Annotated in this window: 13 protein-coding genes and 1 pseudogene; 5 read left to right on the forward strand and 9 right to left on the reverse strand. The window is 68.7% G+C overall.

Annotated elements, in window-relative coordinates; all coding sequences use genetic code 11:
* Positions 1 to 21: 21 nt before the first annotated feature.
* The 5 genes from B0920_RS14560 to B0920_RS14580 all read right to left on the reverse strand — a co-directional run bounded on the left by B0920_RS14560 (position 22) and on the right by B0920_RS14580 (position 4,995).
* Entirely contained in the window at positions 22 to 990 is a 969-nt protein-coding gene (locus tag B0920_RS14560; RefSeq protein WP_078033195.1) for a LysR family transcriptional regulator, read from the reverse strand.
* Between the two features lie 31 nt (positions 991 to 1,021).
* The gene (gshA, locus tag B0920_RS14565; RefSeq protein ID WP_078033196.1) at positions 1,022 to 2,323 is read right to left on the reverse strand and encodes a glutamate--cysteine ligase; all 1,302 of its coding nucleotides are present in this window, start codon (positions 2,321 to 2,323) and stop codon (positions 1,022 to 1,024) included.
* A 163-nt stretch (positions 2,324 to 2,486) separates the two neighbouring features.
* A complete protein-coding gene (locus tag B0920_RS14570) occupies positions 2,487 to 3,887 on the reverse strand; it encodes an ammonium transporter (protein WP_078033197.1) in 1,401 nt (466 codons plus the stop codon).
* Between the two features lie 12 nt (positions 3,888 to 3,899).
* Entirely contained in the window at positions 3,900 to 4,238 is a 339-nt protein-coding gene (gene glnK / locus B0920_RS14575) for a P-II family nitrogen regulator (protein WP_005667790.1), read from the reverse strand.
* 19 nt (positions 4,239 to 4,257) lie between these two features.
* Positions 4,258 to 4,995 carry a TorF family putative porin gene (locus tag B0920_RS14580; protein WP_078033198.1) on the reverse strand — a complete coding sequence of 246 codons (738 nt, stop codon included), beginning with the start codon at positions 4,993 to 4,995 and terminating at the stop codon, positions 4,258 to 4,260.
* 284 nt (positions 4,996 to 5,279) lie between these two features.
* Between B0920_RS14580 and B0920_RS14585 the strand changes: the two are divergent.
* The 3 genes and pseudogenes from B0920_RS14585 to B0920_RS14595 form a co-directional block, all read left to right on the forward strand.
* Positions 5,280 to 5,501, forward strand: a pseudogene (locus B0920_RS14585) (accessory factor UbiK family protein); the annotation flags it as partial.
* Between the two features lie 127 nt (positions 5,502 to 5,628).
* Positions 5,629 to 8,124, forward strand: coding sequence for an adenosylcobalamin-dependent ribonucleoside-diphosphate reductase (locus tag B0920_RS14590; protein WP_078033200.1), 2,496 nt, complete (start codon positions 5,629 to 5,631; stop codon positions 8,122 to 8,124).
* Positions 8,125 to 8,217: 93 nt separating this feature from the next.
* Positions 8,218 to 8,565, forward strand: coding sequence for a SirB2 family protein (locus B0920_RS14595; protein ID WP_307188906.1), 348 nt, complete (start codon positions 8,218 to 8,220; stop codon positions 8,563 to 8,565).
* Here the strand turns inward: B0920_RS14595 and B0920_RS14600 are convergent.
* Together B0920_RS14600 and B0920_RS14605 are read right to left on the reverse strand one after the other, a co-directional pair.
* Positions 8,446 to 9,672: an acyltransferase gene (locus B0920_RS14600; RefSeq protein ID WP_218669360.1), complete on the reverse strand. Its 1,227-nt coding sequence runs from the start codon at positions 9,670 to 9,672 to the stop codon at positions 8,446 to 8,448. The genes B0920_RS14595 and B0920_RS14600 overlap by 120 nt on opposite strands.
* A 160-nt stretch (positions 9,673 to 9,832) precedes the next feature.
* Positions 9,833 to 10,705 (reverse strand): tetratricopeptide repeat protein, encoded by an 873-nt coding sequence (locus tag B0920_RS14605; RefSeq protein ID WP_078033202.1) that lies wholly within the window; start codon positions 10,703 to 10,705, stop codon positions 9,833 to 9,835.
* Between the two features lie 312 nt (positions 10,706 to 11,017).
* Between B0920_RS14605 and B0920_RS14610 the strand changes: the two genes are divergently transcribed.
* Complete coding sequence (locus B0920_RS14610) at positions 11,018 to 11,530, forward strand: adenine phosphoribosyltransferase (RefSeq protein WP_078033203.1); 513 nt, start codon at positions 11,018 to 11,020, stop codon at positions 11,528 to 11,530.
* Positions 11,531 to 11,533: 3 nt separating this feature from the next.
* Here B0920_RS14610 and B0920_RS14615 read toward each other — a convergent pair whose 3' ends face one another.
* Positions 11,534 to 12,307, reverse strand: coding sequence for a glycine betaine ABC transporter substrate-binding protein (locus B0920_RS14615; RefSeq protein ID WP_078033204.1), 774 nt, complete (start codon positions 12,305 to 12,307; stop codon positions 11,534 to 11,536).
* Positions 12,304 to 13,404, reverse strand: a complete 1,101-nt coding sequence (locus B0920_RS14620) for an L-dopachrome tautomerase-related protein (protein WP_078033205.1) — start codon at positions 13,402 to 13,404, stop codon at positions 12,304 to 12,306. Before B0920_RS14620 ends, B0920_RS14615 begins: the two co-directional genes overlap by 4 nt.
* A 94-nt stretch (positions 13,405 to 13,498) precedes the next feature.
* On the opposite strand from B0920_RS14620, the gene B0920_RS14625 reads away from it, so the two are divergent.
* Complete coding sequence (locus tag B0920_RS14625) at positions 13,499 to 14,374, forward strand: LysR family transcriptional regulator (protein ID WP_078033206.1); 876 nt, start codon at positions 13,499 to 13,501, stop codon at positions 14,372 to 14,374.
* The last annotated feature ends 25 nt before the right edge of the window (positions 14,375 to 14,399 follow it).

A 14,399-nucleotide genomic window follows, 5' to 3' on the forward strand; every position in this document is an offset into this window, starting at 1 on the left:
TTCGGGGAGAACGCGGGCGGCTCAGGCGGACGTCCTGGCCCGGCGCCGCCCCGCTTTCGCCAGCGCCGCCAGTTCCTGGGGCGGCAGCTGGAAATCCGGCCCGTCGCGCAGGCTGGAAACCGCGAAGTCGATGAAGCGGCGCACCCGGGCCGGCATGTCGCTGCGCTGGGCGTAGAACAGGTAAAGGCCCATGCGCTCGCTGGTGTGCTCCACCAGCAGCGGCACCAGTTCTCCCGAACGCAGGTGGGGCGTGGCGTTGATGCTGTCGATCTGGCCGATGCCCATGCCGTTCAGCACCGCCCCCATCTCGGCTTCGGGATCGCTGCAGCACACCAGGTACTGCATGTTCTGGTAGACGGTCTCGCTGCCGTCCTGGAATTCCCAGGGCATGGGGCGCGCGGCGCCGGGCTGGCGGTAGCCCACGCAGCGGTGGGCGGCAAGTTCGGCGCGCGAGGCCGGGGCGCCGTGGCGCGCCAGGTAGTCGGGCGTGGCGCACAGCACCAGCTGGATCGGGAACAGGCGCCGCGACACCACCTGGGCGGTCGGCGCGTTGCCGGCCTTGAAGCCCAGGTCGATGCGCTCGCCCACGGTGTCGGTGGGCCGGTCTTCCAGCACCAGGTCGAAGCTGACGCCCGGATGCAGGCGGCTGAACTGGGCCAGCAACGGCAACAGGACCTTGCGCCCCACCGCGCCGCCGGCGCTGATGCGCACCAGTCCCTCGTCCTCGCGCGCCGCGTTCTTCACGCGATTGAGCGCGCTGGTGAACCCTTCCATGCTGTCCTTCACCGATTCCAGCAGGCGCTGGCCCTCCTCGGTCAGGCTGCTGCGGCGCGTCGTGCGGTGGAACAGGCGCACGCCGAGGTACTGCTCCAGCTGGCGCACGGCCTTGCTGACCGCCTGCGGCGTGGTGCCCTGGACCTGGGCGGCCCGGTTGAAGCTGCCCAGTTCGGCGGCACGGATGAAGGTGGAGATGGCGCGCAGTTCGTCCATGCGCCCGAGTATAGCCGAGCCGCCGGAAGCGTCAGTACACTTCCGGGTTCGGATCGGTGCGTTCGAGCTCGAGCGAGGCCGCCAGCAGGCCCAGGCGCGCCACCACGCCGTAGACGTAGAAGCGGTTCGGCGCCGCCGTGCCCGGCTTGGCCTTGAGGTCGGGCACCGCGTGCTGCTGGGCGAAGGCCAGCGGCACGTACTGGGAGCCGGGGGCGTTCAGGTTCTGGTCGACGCCGCGCTCGGCGTGCACGCGGTAGAAGCCGCCCACCACGTAGCGGTCGATCATGTAGACCACCGGCTCGGCCACCGCGTCGTTGATGCTCTCGAAGGTCGGCACGCCTTCCTGGATGATCAGGTCGGTGACCGCCACGCCGTCCTTGATGACCGACATCTTGCTGCGCTGGGCCGGGGTCAGGTCGCGCACCTCGCTGGCGTCCTTCACGGTCAGGATGCCCATGCCGTAGGTGCCGGCGTCGGGCTTCAGGATCACGAAGGGCTTCTGCTCCTTCATGCCGTATTCCTTGTACTTCTTCTTGATCTTCGAGAGCAGCATCGAGACGTTGTCGGCCAGGCACTCGGTGCCGACGTTCTCCTGCAGGTCGACCTCGCCGCACTTGGCGTGCAGCGGGTTCACCATCCAGGGGTCGATGTCGATCAGCTTGCCGAACTTCTTGGCCACCTCGTCGAAGGCCTTGAAGTGGTTGCTCTTGCGGCGCAGCGCCCAGCCGGCGTGCAAGGGCGGCAGCAGCGACTGTTCGTGCAGGTTTTCCAGTATCGAAGGAATGCCGGCCGACAGGTCGTTGTTGAGCAGGATGGTGCAGGGATCGAAGTCGGCCAGGCCGACGCGGCGGCCATTGGGCGAGCGCACCAGGGGCTCGATCACCAGCATGTTCCCGTCCGGCAGGGCCAGCGGAGTGGGCTCGGTGACCTCGGGCGACAGCGATCCGAAGCGCACGTGCAGGCCGGTCTGGCGGAAGATCTGCATCAGGCGCGCCACGTTCTGCAGGTACATCGGGTTGCGCGTATTCGTCTCGGGAATGAGCAGCAGGTTGCGCGCGTCCGGACAGTACTTGTCGATCGCGGCCATCGCCGCCTGCACCGTCAGCGGCAGCATTTCCGTTGCCAGGTTATTGAACCCGCCCGGGAACAGGTTGGTGTCCACCGGCGCCAGCTTGTAGCCCGCATTGCGCAGGTCGACCGAGCAGTAGAACGGCGGCGTATGCTCCTGCCACTCGAGGCGGAACCAGCGCTCGATGGCGGGCGTGGCCTCAAGAATCTTCTTCTCCAGATCGAGCAATGGGCCGGTCAGGGCGGTGACGAGGTGCGGAACCATGAAAGTCCTTACTGTGCGCTGCTTGTTGAATTGTCGGAACCATGATGTGGGGGCGATCCGACAGTTTAAAAGGGCCCTACCCGACAGGACAGCAGGCACATTGTCAACAATGCAATGCAAAAAGGCGCCCGCAGGCGCCTTTTCTCACTACCGCCTTGCGGTATCAGGAATGGTACGCCGTTTCCCCGTGGCTGGTAATGTCCAGACCTTCGCGCTCCTGGTCTTCCGGCACGCGCAGGCCGATCACGACATCGACCAGTTTGTAGGCAATAAACGACACCACCGCCGACCACACGATCGTGATGCCCACGGCCTGGGCTTGCACCCACACCTGGTTGGCGATCGAGAAATCGGGCGACGCCTTATTGGCGACATAGTCCCAGATGCCCTGGCCACCCAGTTGCGGCGCGGCGAACACGCCGGTCAGCAGTGCGCCCAGGATGCCGCCCACGCCGTGCACGCCGAACACGTCCAGCGAGTCGTCGGCGCCGAGCAGGCGCTTCAGGCCCGTCACACCCCACAGGCAGATGATACCAGCCAGCAAGCCGATGACCAAGGCGCCCATCGGGCCGACGAAGCCGCAGGCCGGGGTGATCGCCACCAGGCCCGACACCGCGCCCGAGGCCGCGCCCAGCATCGAGGGACGCTTCTTGAAGATCCATTCGCCCAGCATCCAGGACACGGCGGCGGCGGCGGTCGCCAGCAGCGTATTGACGAAGGCCAGGGCGGCGATGTCGCCCGCTTCCAGGGCCGAGCCGGCGTTGAAGCCGAACCAGCCCACCCACAGCAGCGAGGCGCCGATCATGGTCAGCACCAGCGAGTGCGGGGCCATCGATTCGCGGCCGTAGCCGATGCGCTTGCCGATCACGTAGGCGCCGACCAGGCCGGCCACGGCGGCGTTGATGTGAACCACGGTGCCGCCCGCGAAGTCGAGCGCGCCCTTCTGCCACAGGAAGCCGGCGTTGCTGGTGACGGTCGCCAGGGTGGTGGCGTCGGTGATCGCGTCCGGACCGGCCCAGAACCAGACCATGTGGGCCACCGGCAGGTAGCCGAAGGTGAACCACAGCACCACGAACAGCAGCACCGCCGAGAAGCGGGCGCGCTCGGCGAAGGCGCCGACGATCAGGGCGCAGGTGATCGCCGCGAAGGTGCCCTGGAAGGCGACGAAGATGAACTCGGGGATCATCGTCTCCTTGCTGAAGGTGGCGGCCTGGCTGAAGGTGCCGGCGGCGGCGTCATAGATGCCGTTCAGCAGCACGCGGTCGAAGCCGCCGATGAAGGCGCTGCCCTGGGTGAAGGCCAGCGAGTAGCCGTACAGGCACCACAGCACGATGATCACGGAGAACACCATGAACACCTGCATCAGGATCGACAGCATGTTCTTGGCGCGCACCAGGCCGCCGTAGAACAGGGCCAGGCCCGGGATCGACATCATGATCACCAGCAGGGTGGCGACGAACATCCAGGCGGTGTCGCCCTTGTTGATGGAGGGCGCCGCCCAGGCGGGCACGGCGGCGCCGAGGCTGAGCGCGGCGCCCAGGATGGTGGCTAGGATTCGCTTCATTGATGTCCCCTCTTACAGTGCGTCGTTGCCGGTCTCGCCGGTACGGATACGGATGACCTGGTTCAGGTCGGCCACGAAGATCTTGCCGTCGCCGATCTTGCCGGTACGGGCGGCGCCCTGGATGGCGTCGATGACCTGGTCGACCACGGCGTCGTCCACCGCGGCCTCGATCTTGATCTTGGGCAGGAAGTCGACCACGTACTCGGCGCCGCGGTAGAGCTCGGTGTGTCCCTTCTGGCGGCCGAAGCCCTTCACCTCGGTCACCGTCATGCCCTGGACGTTGATTTCCGACAGCGCTTCGCGCACCTCGTCGAGCTTGAAGGGCTTGATGATGGCGGTAATCATTTTCATGGTATTGCCTCTTTTGCTATCAAAAAGTTTTCGACACGGTCAGCACGGCGGCCGACTTGCCGAGGTTTTCGCCGCGCGGGCTCAGGTAGGCGTCGGTGTTCGCCTTGATCCAGGCCAGCGAGACGGCGGCGATGCCGAAGTCCTTGGTGACGCCGACCTTGTAGTCGGTGTACGAGTACTGGCTGTTGTTCTTGACCCGCTGGCGGCCGACGTGCAGGTTGAGCAGGAAGCCGCCGCCCACGTCGATATCCGCGCCCAGGTCCAGGTAGCCGCTGCGCTTGCTGTCCACGGTGCCGAACAGGTTGGTGGTCGAATGGGAATATTTGATATAGGCCGGACCGTAGCCGAGCTTGCCGTACAGCTCGAAGGTGTTGGCGTTCGGGTTCAGGCCGTTGTCCGGGTACCAGTAATAGAGGCCGCCGACGTCGTAGCTGAGGCCTTCGGTCAGCTGGCCGCGCTTGCCGGCGTAGAGATCGACTTCGACGTTGCCGTCGCCGCCCAGGTCCTCGGTCCACTTGATGGTGGACGCCCAGGTGCCCACGTACCAGCCGGTCGGGCCGTGCACGTAGTCGACGCCGCCCTGCAGGGCGGGGTCGAGGCGGGTTTGCGACAGACCGCGGTAACGGTATTCGCTGGTGAGCGCCACGTTGTAGCTCACCTGGTGTTCGGCGGGTTGTTCCTGCGCTTGGCCCGGGACGCTGGCCAGGGACAGGACGGCCAGGCTGATTGCTGCTGCGCTTTTTGCTTTGCACTTCATGACAAACCCCCTCGTGTTGAACGGTTGCTGCCGTTGCGGTTTACAATCCTGTTATTGCTTGCTTTGTTTGCATCCACCTTTTGTTTAGCAGGATGCGTGCCAGCCCGTAATCAGCGTGATACGGCAGGAAACAGGCTTGTTTTTTCAGCTAGTCGCCCCACATCGGGGCTAGATGCACGACATCGTTCGCCCGGCGCGCAGGAATGCCGGACGGGCGCACCAAATGAGGCTGGAGCGCACCGTAATGGTGCGCGCCGGCCGCCAGACGCGAGGACAACCAGGATATGAATACTTTCTTCAACGACTTGCAGGGCAAGATCAACCAGGCGCTCGAAAGCGGACCCGCCAAGGACATCGAGCGCAACGTCAAGGCGGTGATGACCCAGGGCTTCGCCAAGCTCGACCTCGTTACCCGTGAGGAATTCGATATCCAGGCCCAGGTGCTGGCCAAGACCCGCGCCAAGCTCGACGCGCTCGAACTGCGGGTGGCCGAGCTCGAAGCCCGCCTCGCGACCCACTCCGGCGCCGCAAGCGCTGCCGCCGGCGCCGCCGCCACCGAGACGCCGCACATCATCACGCCGCCCAACCTCGACAAACCGTAAGCGGCCCTGCGGCATTCATGCAGGAGCCGCCATGAATGCAAGTGACAAGCTGATCGACAGCACCTTGGCGCCGCAGGAAGTCTCGCTCGACGTGCTGCGCGAGAAATACGCCAAGGGCGAGGAACGCGAGATCGCCGACGTGCGCGCCCGCGTCGCCCGCGCCCTGGCCCGGCTGGAGCCGGAACCCCGGCGCGCCGAGCTCGAGGCGCGCTTCCTGTGGGCCCAGGAGCAGGGCTTCGTGCCCGCCGGCCGCATCAATTCGGCCGCCGGCCTGGGCCTGCGGGCCACCCTCATCAACTGCTTCGTGCAGCCGGTCGGCGACGCCATCTCCGGCCACGACGGCCAGCTGCCCGGCATCTACACCGCCCTGCTCGAAGCCGCCGAGACCATGCGCCGCGGAGGCGGCGTGGGCTACGACTTCAGCGCCATCCGCCCCCTGGGCAGCAAGGTCCACGGCACCGCCTCGCGCGCCTCCGGGCCGGTCTCCTACATGGAAGTGTTCGACGCCTCCTGCCGCACGGTCGAATCGGCCGGCGCCCGGCGCGGCGCCCAGATGGGCGTGCTGCGCGTCGACCACCCCGACATCGAGCGCTTCATCGCCGCCAAGGACGGCGGCGCCCTCACCAACTTCAACATCTCGGTCGGCGTCACCGACGCCTTCATGCGCGCGGTCGAGGACGACGCCGCTTTCGCCCTGGTGCACCGCGCCGAGCCGGGAGACGAAGACCAGGCCACCGGCGCCTTCCGGCGCGAGGACGGGCTATGGGTCTACCGCGAAGCGAGGGCGCGCGAACTCTGGGAGCGCATCATGCTCTCGACCTACGACCACGCCGAGCCGGGCGTGCTCTTCGTCGACCGCATGAACCGCGAAAACAATCTCTGGTACTGCGAAGAGCTGCGCGCCACCAATCCCTGCGGCGAGCAGCCCCTGCCCGCCTACGGCTGCTGCGATCTCGGCTCGCTCAACCTGACCGCCTTCGTCCAGCAGCCCTTCAGCGCCGGCGCCGCCTTCGACTTCGCGCGCATGCGCGAGGTGGCGGCGGTGGCGGTGCGCATGCTCGACCTGGTGCTGGACGCCACCGAGTGGCCCCTGCCCCAGCAGGCGGCGGAGTCGCGCGCCAAGCGCCGCGTCGGCCTGGGCTTCCTGGGCCTGGGCAGCGCCCTGGTGATGCTGGGCCTGCGCTACGACGCCGAGGAAGGCCGGGCGCTGGCCGCGCGCATCGCCGAGGAGCTGCGCGACGCCGCCTATGCAGCCTCCGTCGAGCTGGCGCGCGAGAAGGGGACCTTCCCGCTGTTCGACGCCGAGCGCTACCTGCAGGGCCAGTTCGTGCAGCGCCTGCCGCACGAGCTGCGCGAAGCGATCCGCGCGCACGGCATCCGCAATTCTCACCTGCTGTCGATCGCGCCCACCGGCACCATCTCGCTGGCCTTCGCCGACAATGCCTCGAACGGCATCGAGCCACCCTATTCCTGGACCTACCAGCGCAGGAAGCGCACCGCCGACGGCGGCAGCCGCAGCTACGAGGTGGCCGACCACGCCTGGCGCCTGTACCGGCAACTGGGCCACGACATCGAGCGCGAAGGCCTGCCGCCGCAGTTCGTCACCGCCCTCGAGATGCGCGCCGGCGACCACCTGCGCATGGTGCAGGCGGTCCAGCCCTTCATCGACACCGCGATCTCCAAGACCGTCAACGTCCCCGAGGACTATCCCTACGAGGACTTCCGCGATCTCTATCTCGAAGCCTGGCGCGCCGGGCTCAAGGGACTGGCCACCTACCGGCCCAATTCCGTGCTGGGCAGCGTGCTCTCGGCCGGCCCTGCGGCGGCGTCAGCGCCGCAGGCCTCCGCCCCGGCGGGCGCGCCGGACGACGACCCGCTGGTCAAGCGCTTCGAGCACCGCCCGCTGGGCGAACTGGAATCGGTGACCTCCAAGATCGAGTACTCGACCCAGGAAGGGCGCAAGAGCGCCTACCTGACGGTGAGCTTCATCCGCGCCGAGGGCCGCTGGCAGGGCCGGCAGGTAGAGATCGAGCGACCCTTCGAGTTCTTCATGCCGGGCAACCAGCGCACCGGCGGCCACCAGTGGATCACCGCCTCGATGCGTCTGCTGTCGATGGTGGCGCGGGCAGGCGGCCCGATCGCCAAGGCCCTGGCCGACATGCGCGAGGTGGTGTGGGAAAAGGGCCCGGTGCGCTGCGGCTTCCTGACCCGCGAGGACGGCGTCCAGGTGCCGGTCTACCACGATTCGGAAGTGGCGGCGATCGCCTTCATGCTGCAGCGGCTGCTGATCCGGCGCGGCTTCCTGGACGCCATGGGCAACCAGGTGCCGGTGGACGAACTGGCGCGCCGCCTCGAAGCGCGCGAAGGCGCCGCCCCGCCCCCGGCGCAGCCGCAGCCGCCGACGCCCAGCGGCGCGCTGCCGGCGGTGAGCGGCGCCAAATGCCCCGAATGCGGCGCGCGCGCCCTGCGCAAGGTCGACGGCTGCACCCGCTGCGACGAGTGCCATTACGTGGGCGAGTGCGGCTGAACGGCCTGTCGGGCCGGCCCGGTCTCGGGCATACTGCCGGGATCGCACCGAGTCCCGACGCATATGGATTACTACGCCCTCAAGCATGTTCACATGAGCTTTGCCTTCCTCAGCGGCGCCCTGTTCCTGGGGCGCGGTCTGTGGACGCTCGCCGGTGCGGCGCCGCCGCAGCGGCGCTGGGCGAGGATCGCCCCGCACCTGATCGACACCCTGCTGCTGGCCAGCGCCATCGGCCTGGCGGTGTGGAGCAGCCAGTATCCCTTCGCGGCGCCCTGGCTGACGGCCAAGGTGCTGGCCCTGGCGGCCTACATCTTGCTCGGTTCAGTCGCGCTCAAGCGCGGCCGCAGCGCGCGCACCCGCGCCCTGGCCTTCGTCGCGGCCCTGGCCTGCTTCGGCTATATCGTGGCGGTCGCGCTGGCCAAGCATCCGCTGCCCTTCTAGGCGCTCGCGCAGGCCCAGGCCGGGGCGCTCGACCGCGAAGTGGAGCAGCGCCGCCACGGCCAGCGCGGCCGCCGCGTGCGCGGCCACCGCCAGCGGCGCCGATTGCGCCAGCCAGTCTCCTAGTTGCCCGTCCACCAGGTGGAACACTGCCTTGTGGGTCAGGTAGAGGCTGAACGCGAGCGTGGCCACGGTGCGCGCGCCGGGCAGCGCGACGCGGCCCGGCAGCGTGCGCGGGCTCGCCATGCCGACCAGCACGCCGGCGAAGCCCAGCGCCAGCAGCGGAAAGCCGAGCACGGCGCCGGCTGCGCCGACCTGGACGCCGTCGTACAGGCGCGCAGCCAGCGCCACCAGCGCCAGTCCGCCGGCCAGGAAGGGCCAGCCGCGCGCCGTCATCCACGCCCAGCAGCGCGGCCGGAACACGCGCAGCGCGCCCAGCACGGCGCCCGCCAGCAGGCCGTCCAGGCGCGCCCAGGTCGGGTTGTAGATGTGTTCGACATAGCGCAGCAGGAAGGCGCCCGGGCCCGCGCTCACGGCGGCATACGGCGCGACCTCGGTTTGCCAGGCCCAGGCCCGCAGCAGGATCCCGCCCAGCAGCACGGCCAGCGCGAACAGCGCGGTCTTGCGCAGGCTGGGGCGGCGCGCCAGCAGGCCGGCGGCCAGCGGCAGCAAGAGGTAGAAATGCTCTTCCACGCACAGCGACCAGGCATGCGAGAAGGCGCGGTAATGCAGGTAGTCGGGGAAGATGTTGGCCGTGAAGCTCAGGAATTGCCAGGCCGGCGCCAGGCCCGGGCTCTCGCGCCAGGCGGGAAAGCACAGGTAGAGCGCGAGCACGGCCAGGTAGGCCGGCAGCACGCGCAGGGCGCGCCGCAGCAGGTACCGGCGCCAGCGCGGTCCGCCGGGGTCCTGCAGCGCGGCGCACACCTGGCCGCCGATCAGGAAGCCGCTCAGCACGAAGAACAGGTCCACGCCCATCCATCCGGATTCCGCGAGCGCGGGCAGGCCCGCCACGCTGCTGCTCAGGTGGTAGGCCATCACCCAGACGATGGCCAGGGCGCGCAAGAGGTCGAGGCCGGGAAGGCGCTGGTGGATCATGCGGGGTGCGTGCATGATGCGCGCGAGCTCAGCGGCCCTGCAACTGAGCGAGGCGCTGTGCGATCAGCTCCTGCTCGCGGCGCTCGAGCGGCGGCTTGCCGTTCAGCGCCGCGTGATAGGCGGCGACGGCGCGGCGCGGACTGTTCATGGCCTGGTAGACCTCGCCCAGGGTCTTCTAGACATAGGGCCGCGCGGCGATGGCGGCGGCGCGCTCGAGGAAGAGCGCGGCGTCGGCCAGCCGTCCCTGGGCGCGCGCCACCTGGGCCAGGCCATAGTTGCCGGCTTCGCTCGCCGGCAGGCGCCGCTGCAGTTCGCCGTACAGGCGTGCGCTGTCGGCGTAGCGCTTCACCTCCAGGTGGGCCGCGGCCAGCGCTTCCAGCAGTTGCTGGTGCTGTTCGCTCACCAGCGGGTAGTCGCGCAGGTCGGCGGCCAGCACGTACTCCTCGGCGTCCTGCGGCCGCTCTTCGCTGTGCGCGCACAGCGCCAGCATCAGGCGCGTGAGATCGGGATCGGTGCGCCGCACCTCCATCGCCAGCTCGCGCGCCCGCACCGTGCCGGCGCCCAGGAAGAAGGGAGCGCGCAGGTAGAAGCGCAGCAGCGACATGCGCGCGCGGTAGTTGCCGGGGTCGAGCACGACGGCGCGCTCGAAGGCGTCGCGCATGGCGCGCGTGTTGCCGAGCGAGGTGACCAGCCAGCCGCTGGCGGTGGCCTCCAGCGCATTGCCGAGCGCCTCGAAGCACAGGCTGCTGTCCGGGTGGGCCTGGACGCAGCGCTCGGCCGCGCTCCTCGCTTCGCCCAGGCGGCCGGTCTGGCCCTGGGCCAGGATCAGGTCGACCGTGGCGCTGAGCGCCTGCGGATCACGGGGGTCATGGGCGAGGCGCTCGGCGACCAGGCGCGCGGCCTCGGGATAGCGCTTCTGCTGGACCATCTGCGCGAGCGGATATGCCGGCGCCGCCAGCGACTCGCCCAAGGTCGCGCAGGCGATCAGCGCCGCCGCCAGCCATGTTGCGGGTCGCGTGCCGATACGCGCCGCTGTTCTTGCCCCCATCCCGCCCTCTCTTGTCGACCGCGGCGGCGTGTTGCGCCTACCCCGATTGCATATCGGCTATGCATGTTGAGAAAGAGCAAATCGTCACACGAAAATATCTTGTGGTCAACAATGTGTATATAATTGTAAAAGTTGTCTAAAAGATTATAATCTCCCTGATGTTGCTCGCGGCCGGCCTGGCGCGTGCCGGCCCTCGTCGCCCGCATCCGCTACACTGTCGGTCCACCTGGCCGGCCTGGCGCCCCGGCGGCGGCGCTCCCCGGCCCGCCTCCTGGCTGACGCCTGCCGCCCCAACCAACCTGAAAAAATCCCATGACCGGCTTCGCCTCCCTGCCCCTCGAGTTCTTCCAGGACTATCCCGAACCCGGCGTCAACTTCATCGACGTCGGCTGCATCTTCGACAATCCGGACCACTGGCGGCTCGCCATCGACACCCTGCACGCGCAGACGGAGCATCTGCATTTCGACTTCCTCCTGGCGATGGATGCGCGTGGCTTCATGATCGCGGGCGCCCTCGCCTACATGCGCGGTGTCGGCTTCGCGATGGCGCGCAAGGCGGGACGCCTGCCGGGCGAGGCGATCCGCATCGACTACCAGCGCGAGTACGGCAGCGCCACCATCGAGATCCAGCCTGCGCGCATCAAGGGCCAGCGGGTGCTGATCGTGGACGACGTACTGGCCACCGGCGGCACCATCGAGGCCGCCGCCGCCCTGCTGCGCCAGCTCGGCAAGGAAGTGGTGGGCGCGGCTGCGCTGTTCGACATTGCCTTCTTCCGTCCCAAGCGGGAGCTGACGATGCCCGTCGTGACCCTGCGCGACGTCTGAGCTTCAGGCCTTGCGCGCCAACCATTCGCGCGCCACGGTCTGCGGCGCCAGGCCGCGCACGCGGATCGCATGCTCGAGCCCGGACACCGCCGCGTTCCCCAGGTACAGGCCGCGCAGCCGCTCGAGGGCCCGCGGCGCGATCGACGGCAGGATCGCCTTGCGCGCCACCAGGGTGGCGGCATCGCGCCCGCCGAGCATGCCTTTCGGTTCCTCGAGCGCGCGGATGCGGTAATCCTGGTGCAGGAACTGCGGATGCCACAAGGGCAGTACCAGCCAGCGTCCTTCGTCGACCGCGCGCCGGAAGTTGTCGAAACAGGAGGCTTCGTCGCCGGCCTCGAAGCGGTAGGCATGCGCGTCCAATCCGTAGCCCTGGATCATCGCCTGGGAAAAGCGGCTGATCCCGGCCCCAGGATTGATGCCGGCGATACGCCTGTCCATGCGAGCCAGCGCTTCCGGCTTTTTCAGATCGTCCACCGAGGCCACCACGTCGGCTGGTACGTAGTCCGGCACGCCCCATATGCAGTAGGGCTCGTAGAGTGCGCCGAGCTTTTCCAACTTGTCGAGCGAAGGAGCAAGATAGGCGCCATGGCTGGCCGGCAGCCAGGCCGAGGACACCAGGTCCACCGCGTCCGCTTCGAGCAGCCGGAACATCGCTTCGTGCGGTGCGGCCCGCAGCGTCACCGCATGGCCGTGCTCTTCGAGGATCTCGCGCACCACGGCGGCGCTGGCGGCGTGGAAGGACAAATCGATATAGCCGAGCGTGATGGGGGCCTTCATGGCCTCTCCTCCAGAGCAATGCTGTACAGCCGAATTGGCCACTGCACGCGCGAGACGCCGCCGTTGAAGGCGCGCATGCGGTCCATCTGCGGCACCGGCAGCCACAGGCGCCCGTCTGCGATCACGGGTGCATCGACCCAGTGCAGCGCGGGGTCGCGTACAAGCGTCGTGAGCTTGCCGTCGGGACTGCGCCTGACGATGCTGGTGCTGCGCAGGTCGGCGTAGTACAGGTTGCCGGCGCCATCGATGGCGGTGCCGCCGACCGGCGGGATATCGGCCCAGGGACGCACCGCGGCGGCCAGGGCCGCGGCTGGAACGGCCGGGTCGTCCAGCAGTCGCGTCGGCACCTGGGACCAGGGGCCGGACAGCGAACCGAAATACAGCGTCGCACCATCGGGGCTCAGCTCGAAAGGATCGGCGTTGACGGCCAGCGGCTGGCCGTCAGCGCCGCGCACTACGGTGCCGGCCACGTCGATGTGACGACCCTTGGGTGCGGTCACGGAAGGATGGCCGTCCAATACGCGGCGCGCGGCGCCGCTGTCCAGGTCGAGCACGATCAGGCCAGGGCGCCCGGCGTCGGTCAGGTAGGCGCGGCGACCGTTGAAGCGGATGTCGTCGATGTAGCTGCCGGGCAGCGCCACGCCGGGGCCGAAGGCGATCACGCGCGTCACGCGGCCGCTCGCCAGGTCGATCCGCACCGCTTTGGCGCCTTGCGGGAGCGGGTCGCCGCCGAAGTCCGGCGCGCCGGTGTCGATGGCCCACAGGCTGCCCTGGCCGTCGAGGTGGATGGCGTTGACGTTGACGAAAGCGTGCGCCGGATCCTGGCCGGGACGCCAGCCGTTCCAGGCGCCGTCCGGGTAGGCCCGCGGTCGTCCGTCGCGGTCGAGCATCGCCAGCGCCGGTCCCTTGCCGTCAGTCCAGCGCGGGCCGGCGACGTAGATCCGGCCTGCATGCACCGCGACCGCGTTCCAGACCATCTCCTGGCTGCTGGCTTCCAGGCGCAGGGCGTTGTCGGCCGCGACCGCGGCGGGCGGCGCCGCGACGGCAAGGATGGCGCCGGCCAGCGTTGCGGCAATCAGGGCTGTTCGGAACTGCATGGCATTTCTCCCGTATCGACAGTGTGCGAACAGCTTACCCAATTCGCTTTTGAATTAAAATCGACAAGTTTGCATACTTACAATACAAAAGTGAATGAAGCTGAAAGCCGAGTGGAACGACTACCGTGTATTCCTGGCGATCGCGCGTCACGGCAGCTTGAGCGAGGCCGCGCGTAGTCTCGGGCAATCGCAACCGACCATGGGACGGCGTTTGCAGGCGCTGGAGCAAGCCTTGTCGCATACGCTGTTCCAGCGTACCGCCGACGGCTACGTGCTGACCAGCGAGGGCGAAGCCATCCTTCCCCACGCGCAGGAGATCGAGGAACAGGCCGTCGCCATCGAACGCAAGCTGGCCGGCGCCGCCGCCTTGCACGGCATGGTGCGGGTCTCGACCACCGAATGGTTCGGCGCCCATGTGCTGTCGCCGGTGTTCGCGCAAGTGCGCGCCGCGCATCCGGAACTGGTGATCGAGCTGTTGACCGAGACCCGCCTGGTCAGCCTGGCCCGGCGCGAGGCAGATCTGGGCTTTCGCTTTCGCGAATTCGACGAGGCCGACGTGGTGCAGACGCGGGCCACGGAACTGGGCTTCGGCGCCTACGCCAGCCCAGACTATCTGACGCGCCACGGTGCGCCGGACGAAGGCGGCGGCCACACCCTGGTCACCATGGACACCGCCTACGGCGACCTGGCCGACGTCCCCTGGCTCGCCGCGCGCCTGCCGCGCGCCGCGGTGGGCCTGCGCGCCAACAGCCGCGATGTGCAGGCCAGGCTGTGCGCAGCCGGCGCCGGCATCGCCGTGCTGCCGCGCGTGGTGGGTGACGCCATGCCCGGCCTGACCCTGCTCGACCTCGGCGCGGCCCCGCCCGGCCGCGTGGTCTGGGCCGGCTACCACAAGGACTTGCAGCGCTCCCTGCCGATCCGCACCGTACTGTCGGCGGTGCGCGCGGCCCTGGGATCAAGGCCCGTGTGAGCGCCGCACAGGGCGGCCGCGGATT

This window comes from Massilia sp. KIM (assembly GCF_002007115.1).
Taxonomy (GTDB): domain Bacteria; phylum Pseudomonadota; class Gammaproteobacteria; order Burkholderiales; family Burkholderiaceae_D; genus Telluria.

Bases quoted from the DNA above. Each gene is read 5' to 3' on its own strand.
- B0920_RS14560 (WP_078033195.1), bottom strand. From the start codon at position 990: ATGGACGAACTGCGCGCCATCTCCACCTTCATCCGTGCCGCCGAACTG.
- gshA (WP_078033196.1), bottom strand. From the start codon at position 2,323: ATGGTTCCGCACCTCGTCACCGCCCTGACCGGCCCATTGCTCGATCTG.
- B0920_RS14570 (WP_078033197.1), bottom strand. From the start codon at position 3,887: ATGAAGCGAATCCTAGCCACCATCCTGGGCGCCGCGCTCAGCCTCGGC.
- glnK (WP_005667790.1), bottom strand. From the start codon at position 4,238: ATGAAAATGATTACCGCCATCATCAAGCCCTTCAAGCTCGACGAGGTG.
- B0920_RS14580 (WP_078033198.1), bottom strand. From the start codon at position 4,995: ATGAAGTGCAAAGCAAAAAGCGCAGCAGCAATCAGCCTGGCCGTCCTG.
- B0920_RS14590 (WP_078033200.1), top strand. From the start codon at position 5,629: ATGAATGCAAGTGACAAGCTGATCGACAGCACCTTGGCGCCGCAGGAA.
- B0920_RS14595 (WP_307188906.1), top strand. From the start codon at position 8,218: ATGAGCTTTGCCTTCCTCAGCGGCGCCCTGTTCCTGGGGCGCGGTCTG.
- B0920_RS14600 (WP_218669360.1), bottom strand. From the start codon at position 9,672: ATGCACGCACCCCGCATGATCCACCAGCGCCTTCCCGGCCTCGACCTC.
- B0920_RS14605 (WP_078033202.1), bottom strand. From the start codon at position 10,705: ATGGGGGCAAGAACAGCGGCGCGTATCGGCACGCGACCCGCAACATGG.
- B0920_RS14610 (WP_078033203.1), top strand. From the start codon at position 11,018: ATGACCGGCTTCGCCTCCCTGCCCCTCGAGTTCTTCCAGGACTATCCC.
- B0920_RS14615 (WP_078033204.1), bottom strand. From the start codon at position 12,307: ATGAAGGCCCCCATCACGCTCGGCTATATCGATTTGTCCTTCCACGCC.
- B0920_RS14620 (WP_078033205.1), bottom strand. From the start codon at position 13,404: ATGCAGTTCCGAACAGCCCTGATTGCCGCAACGCTGGCCGGCGCCATC.
- B0920_RS14625 (WP_078033206.1), top strand. From the start codon at position 13,499: ATGAAGCTGAAAGCCGAGTGGAACGACTACCGTGTATTCCTGGCGATC.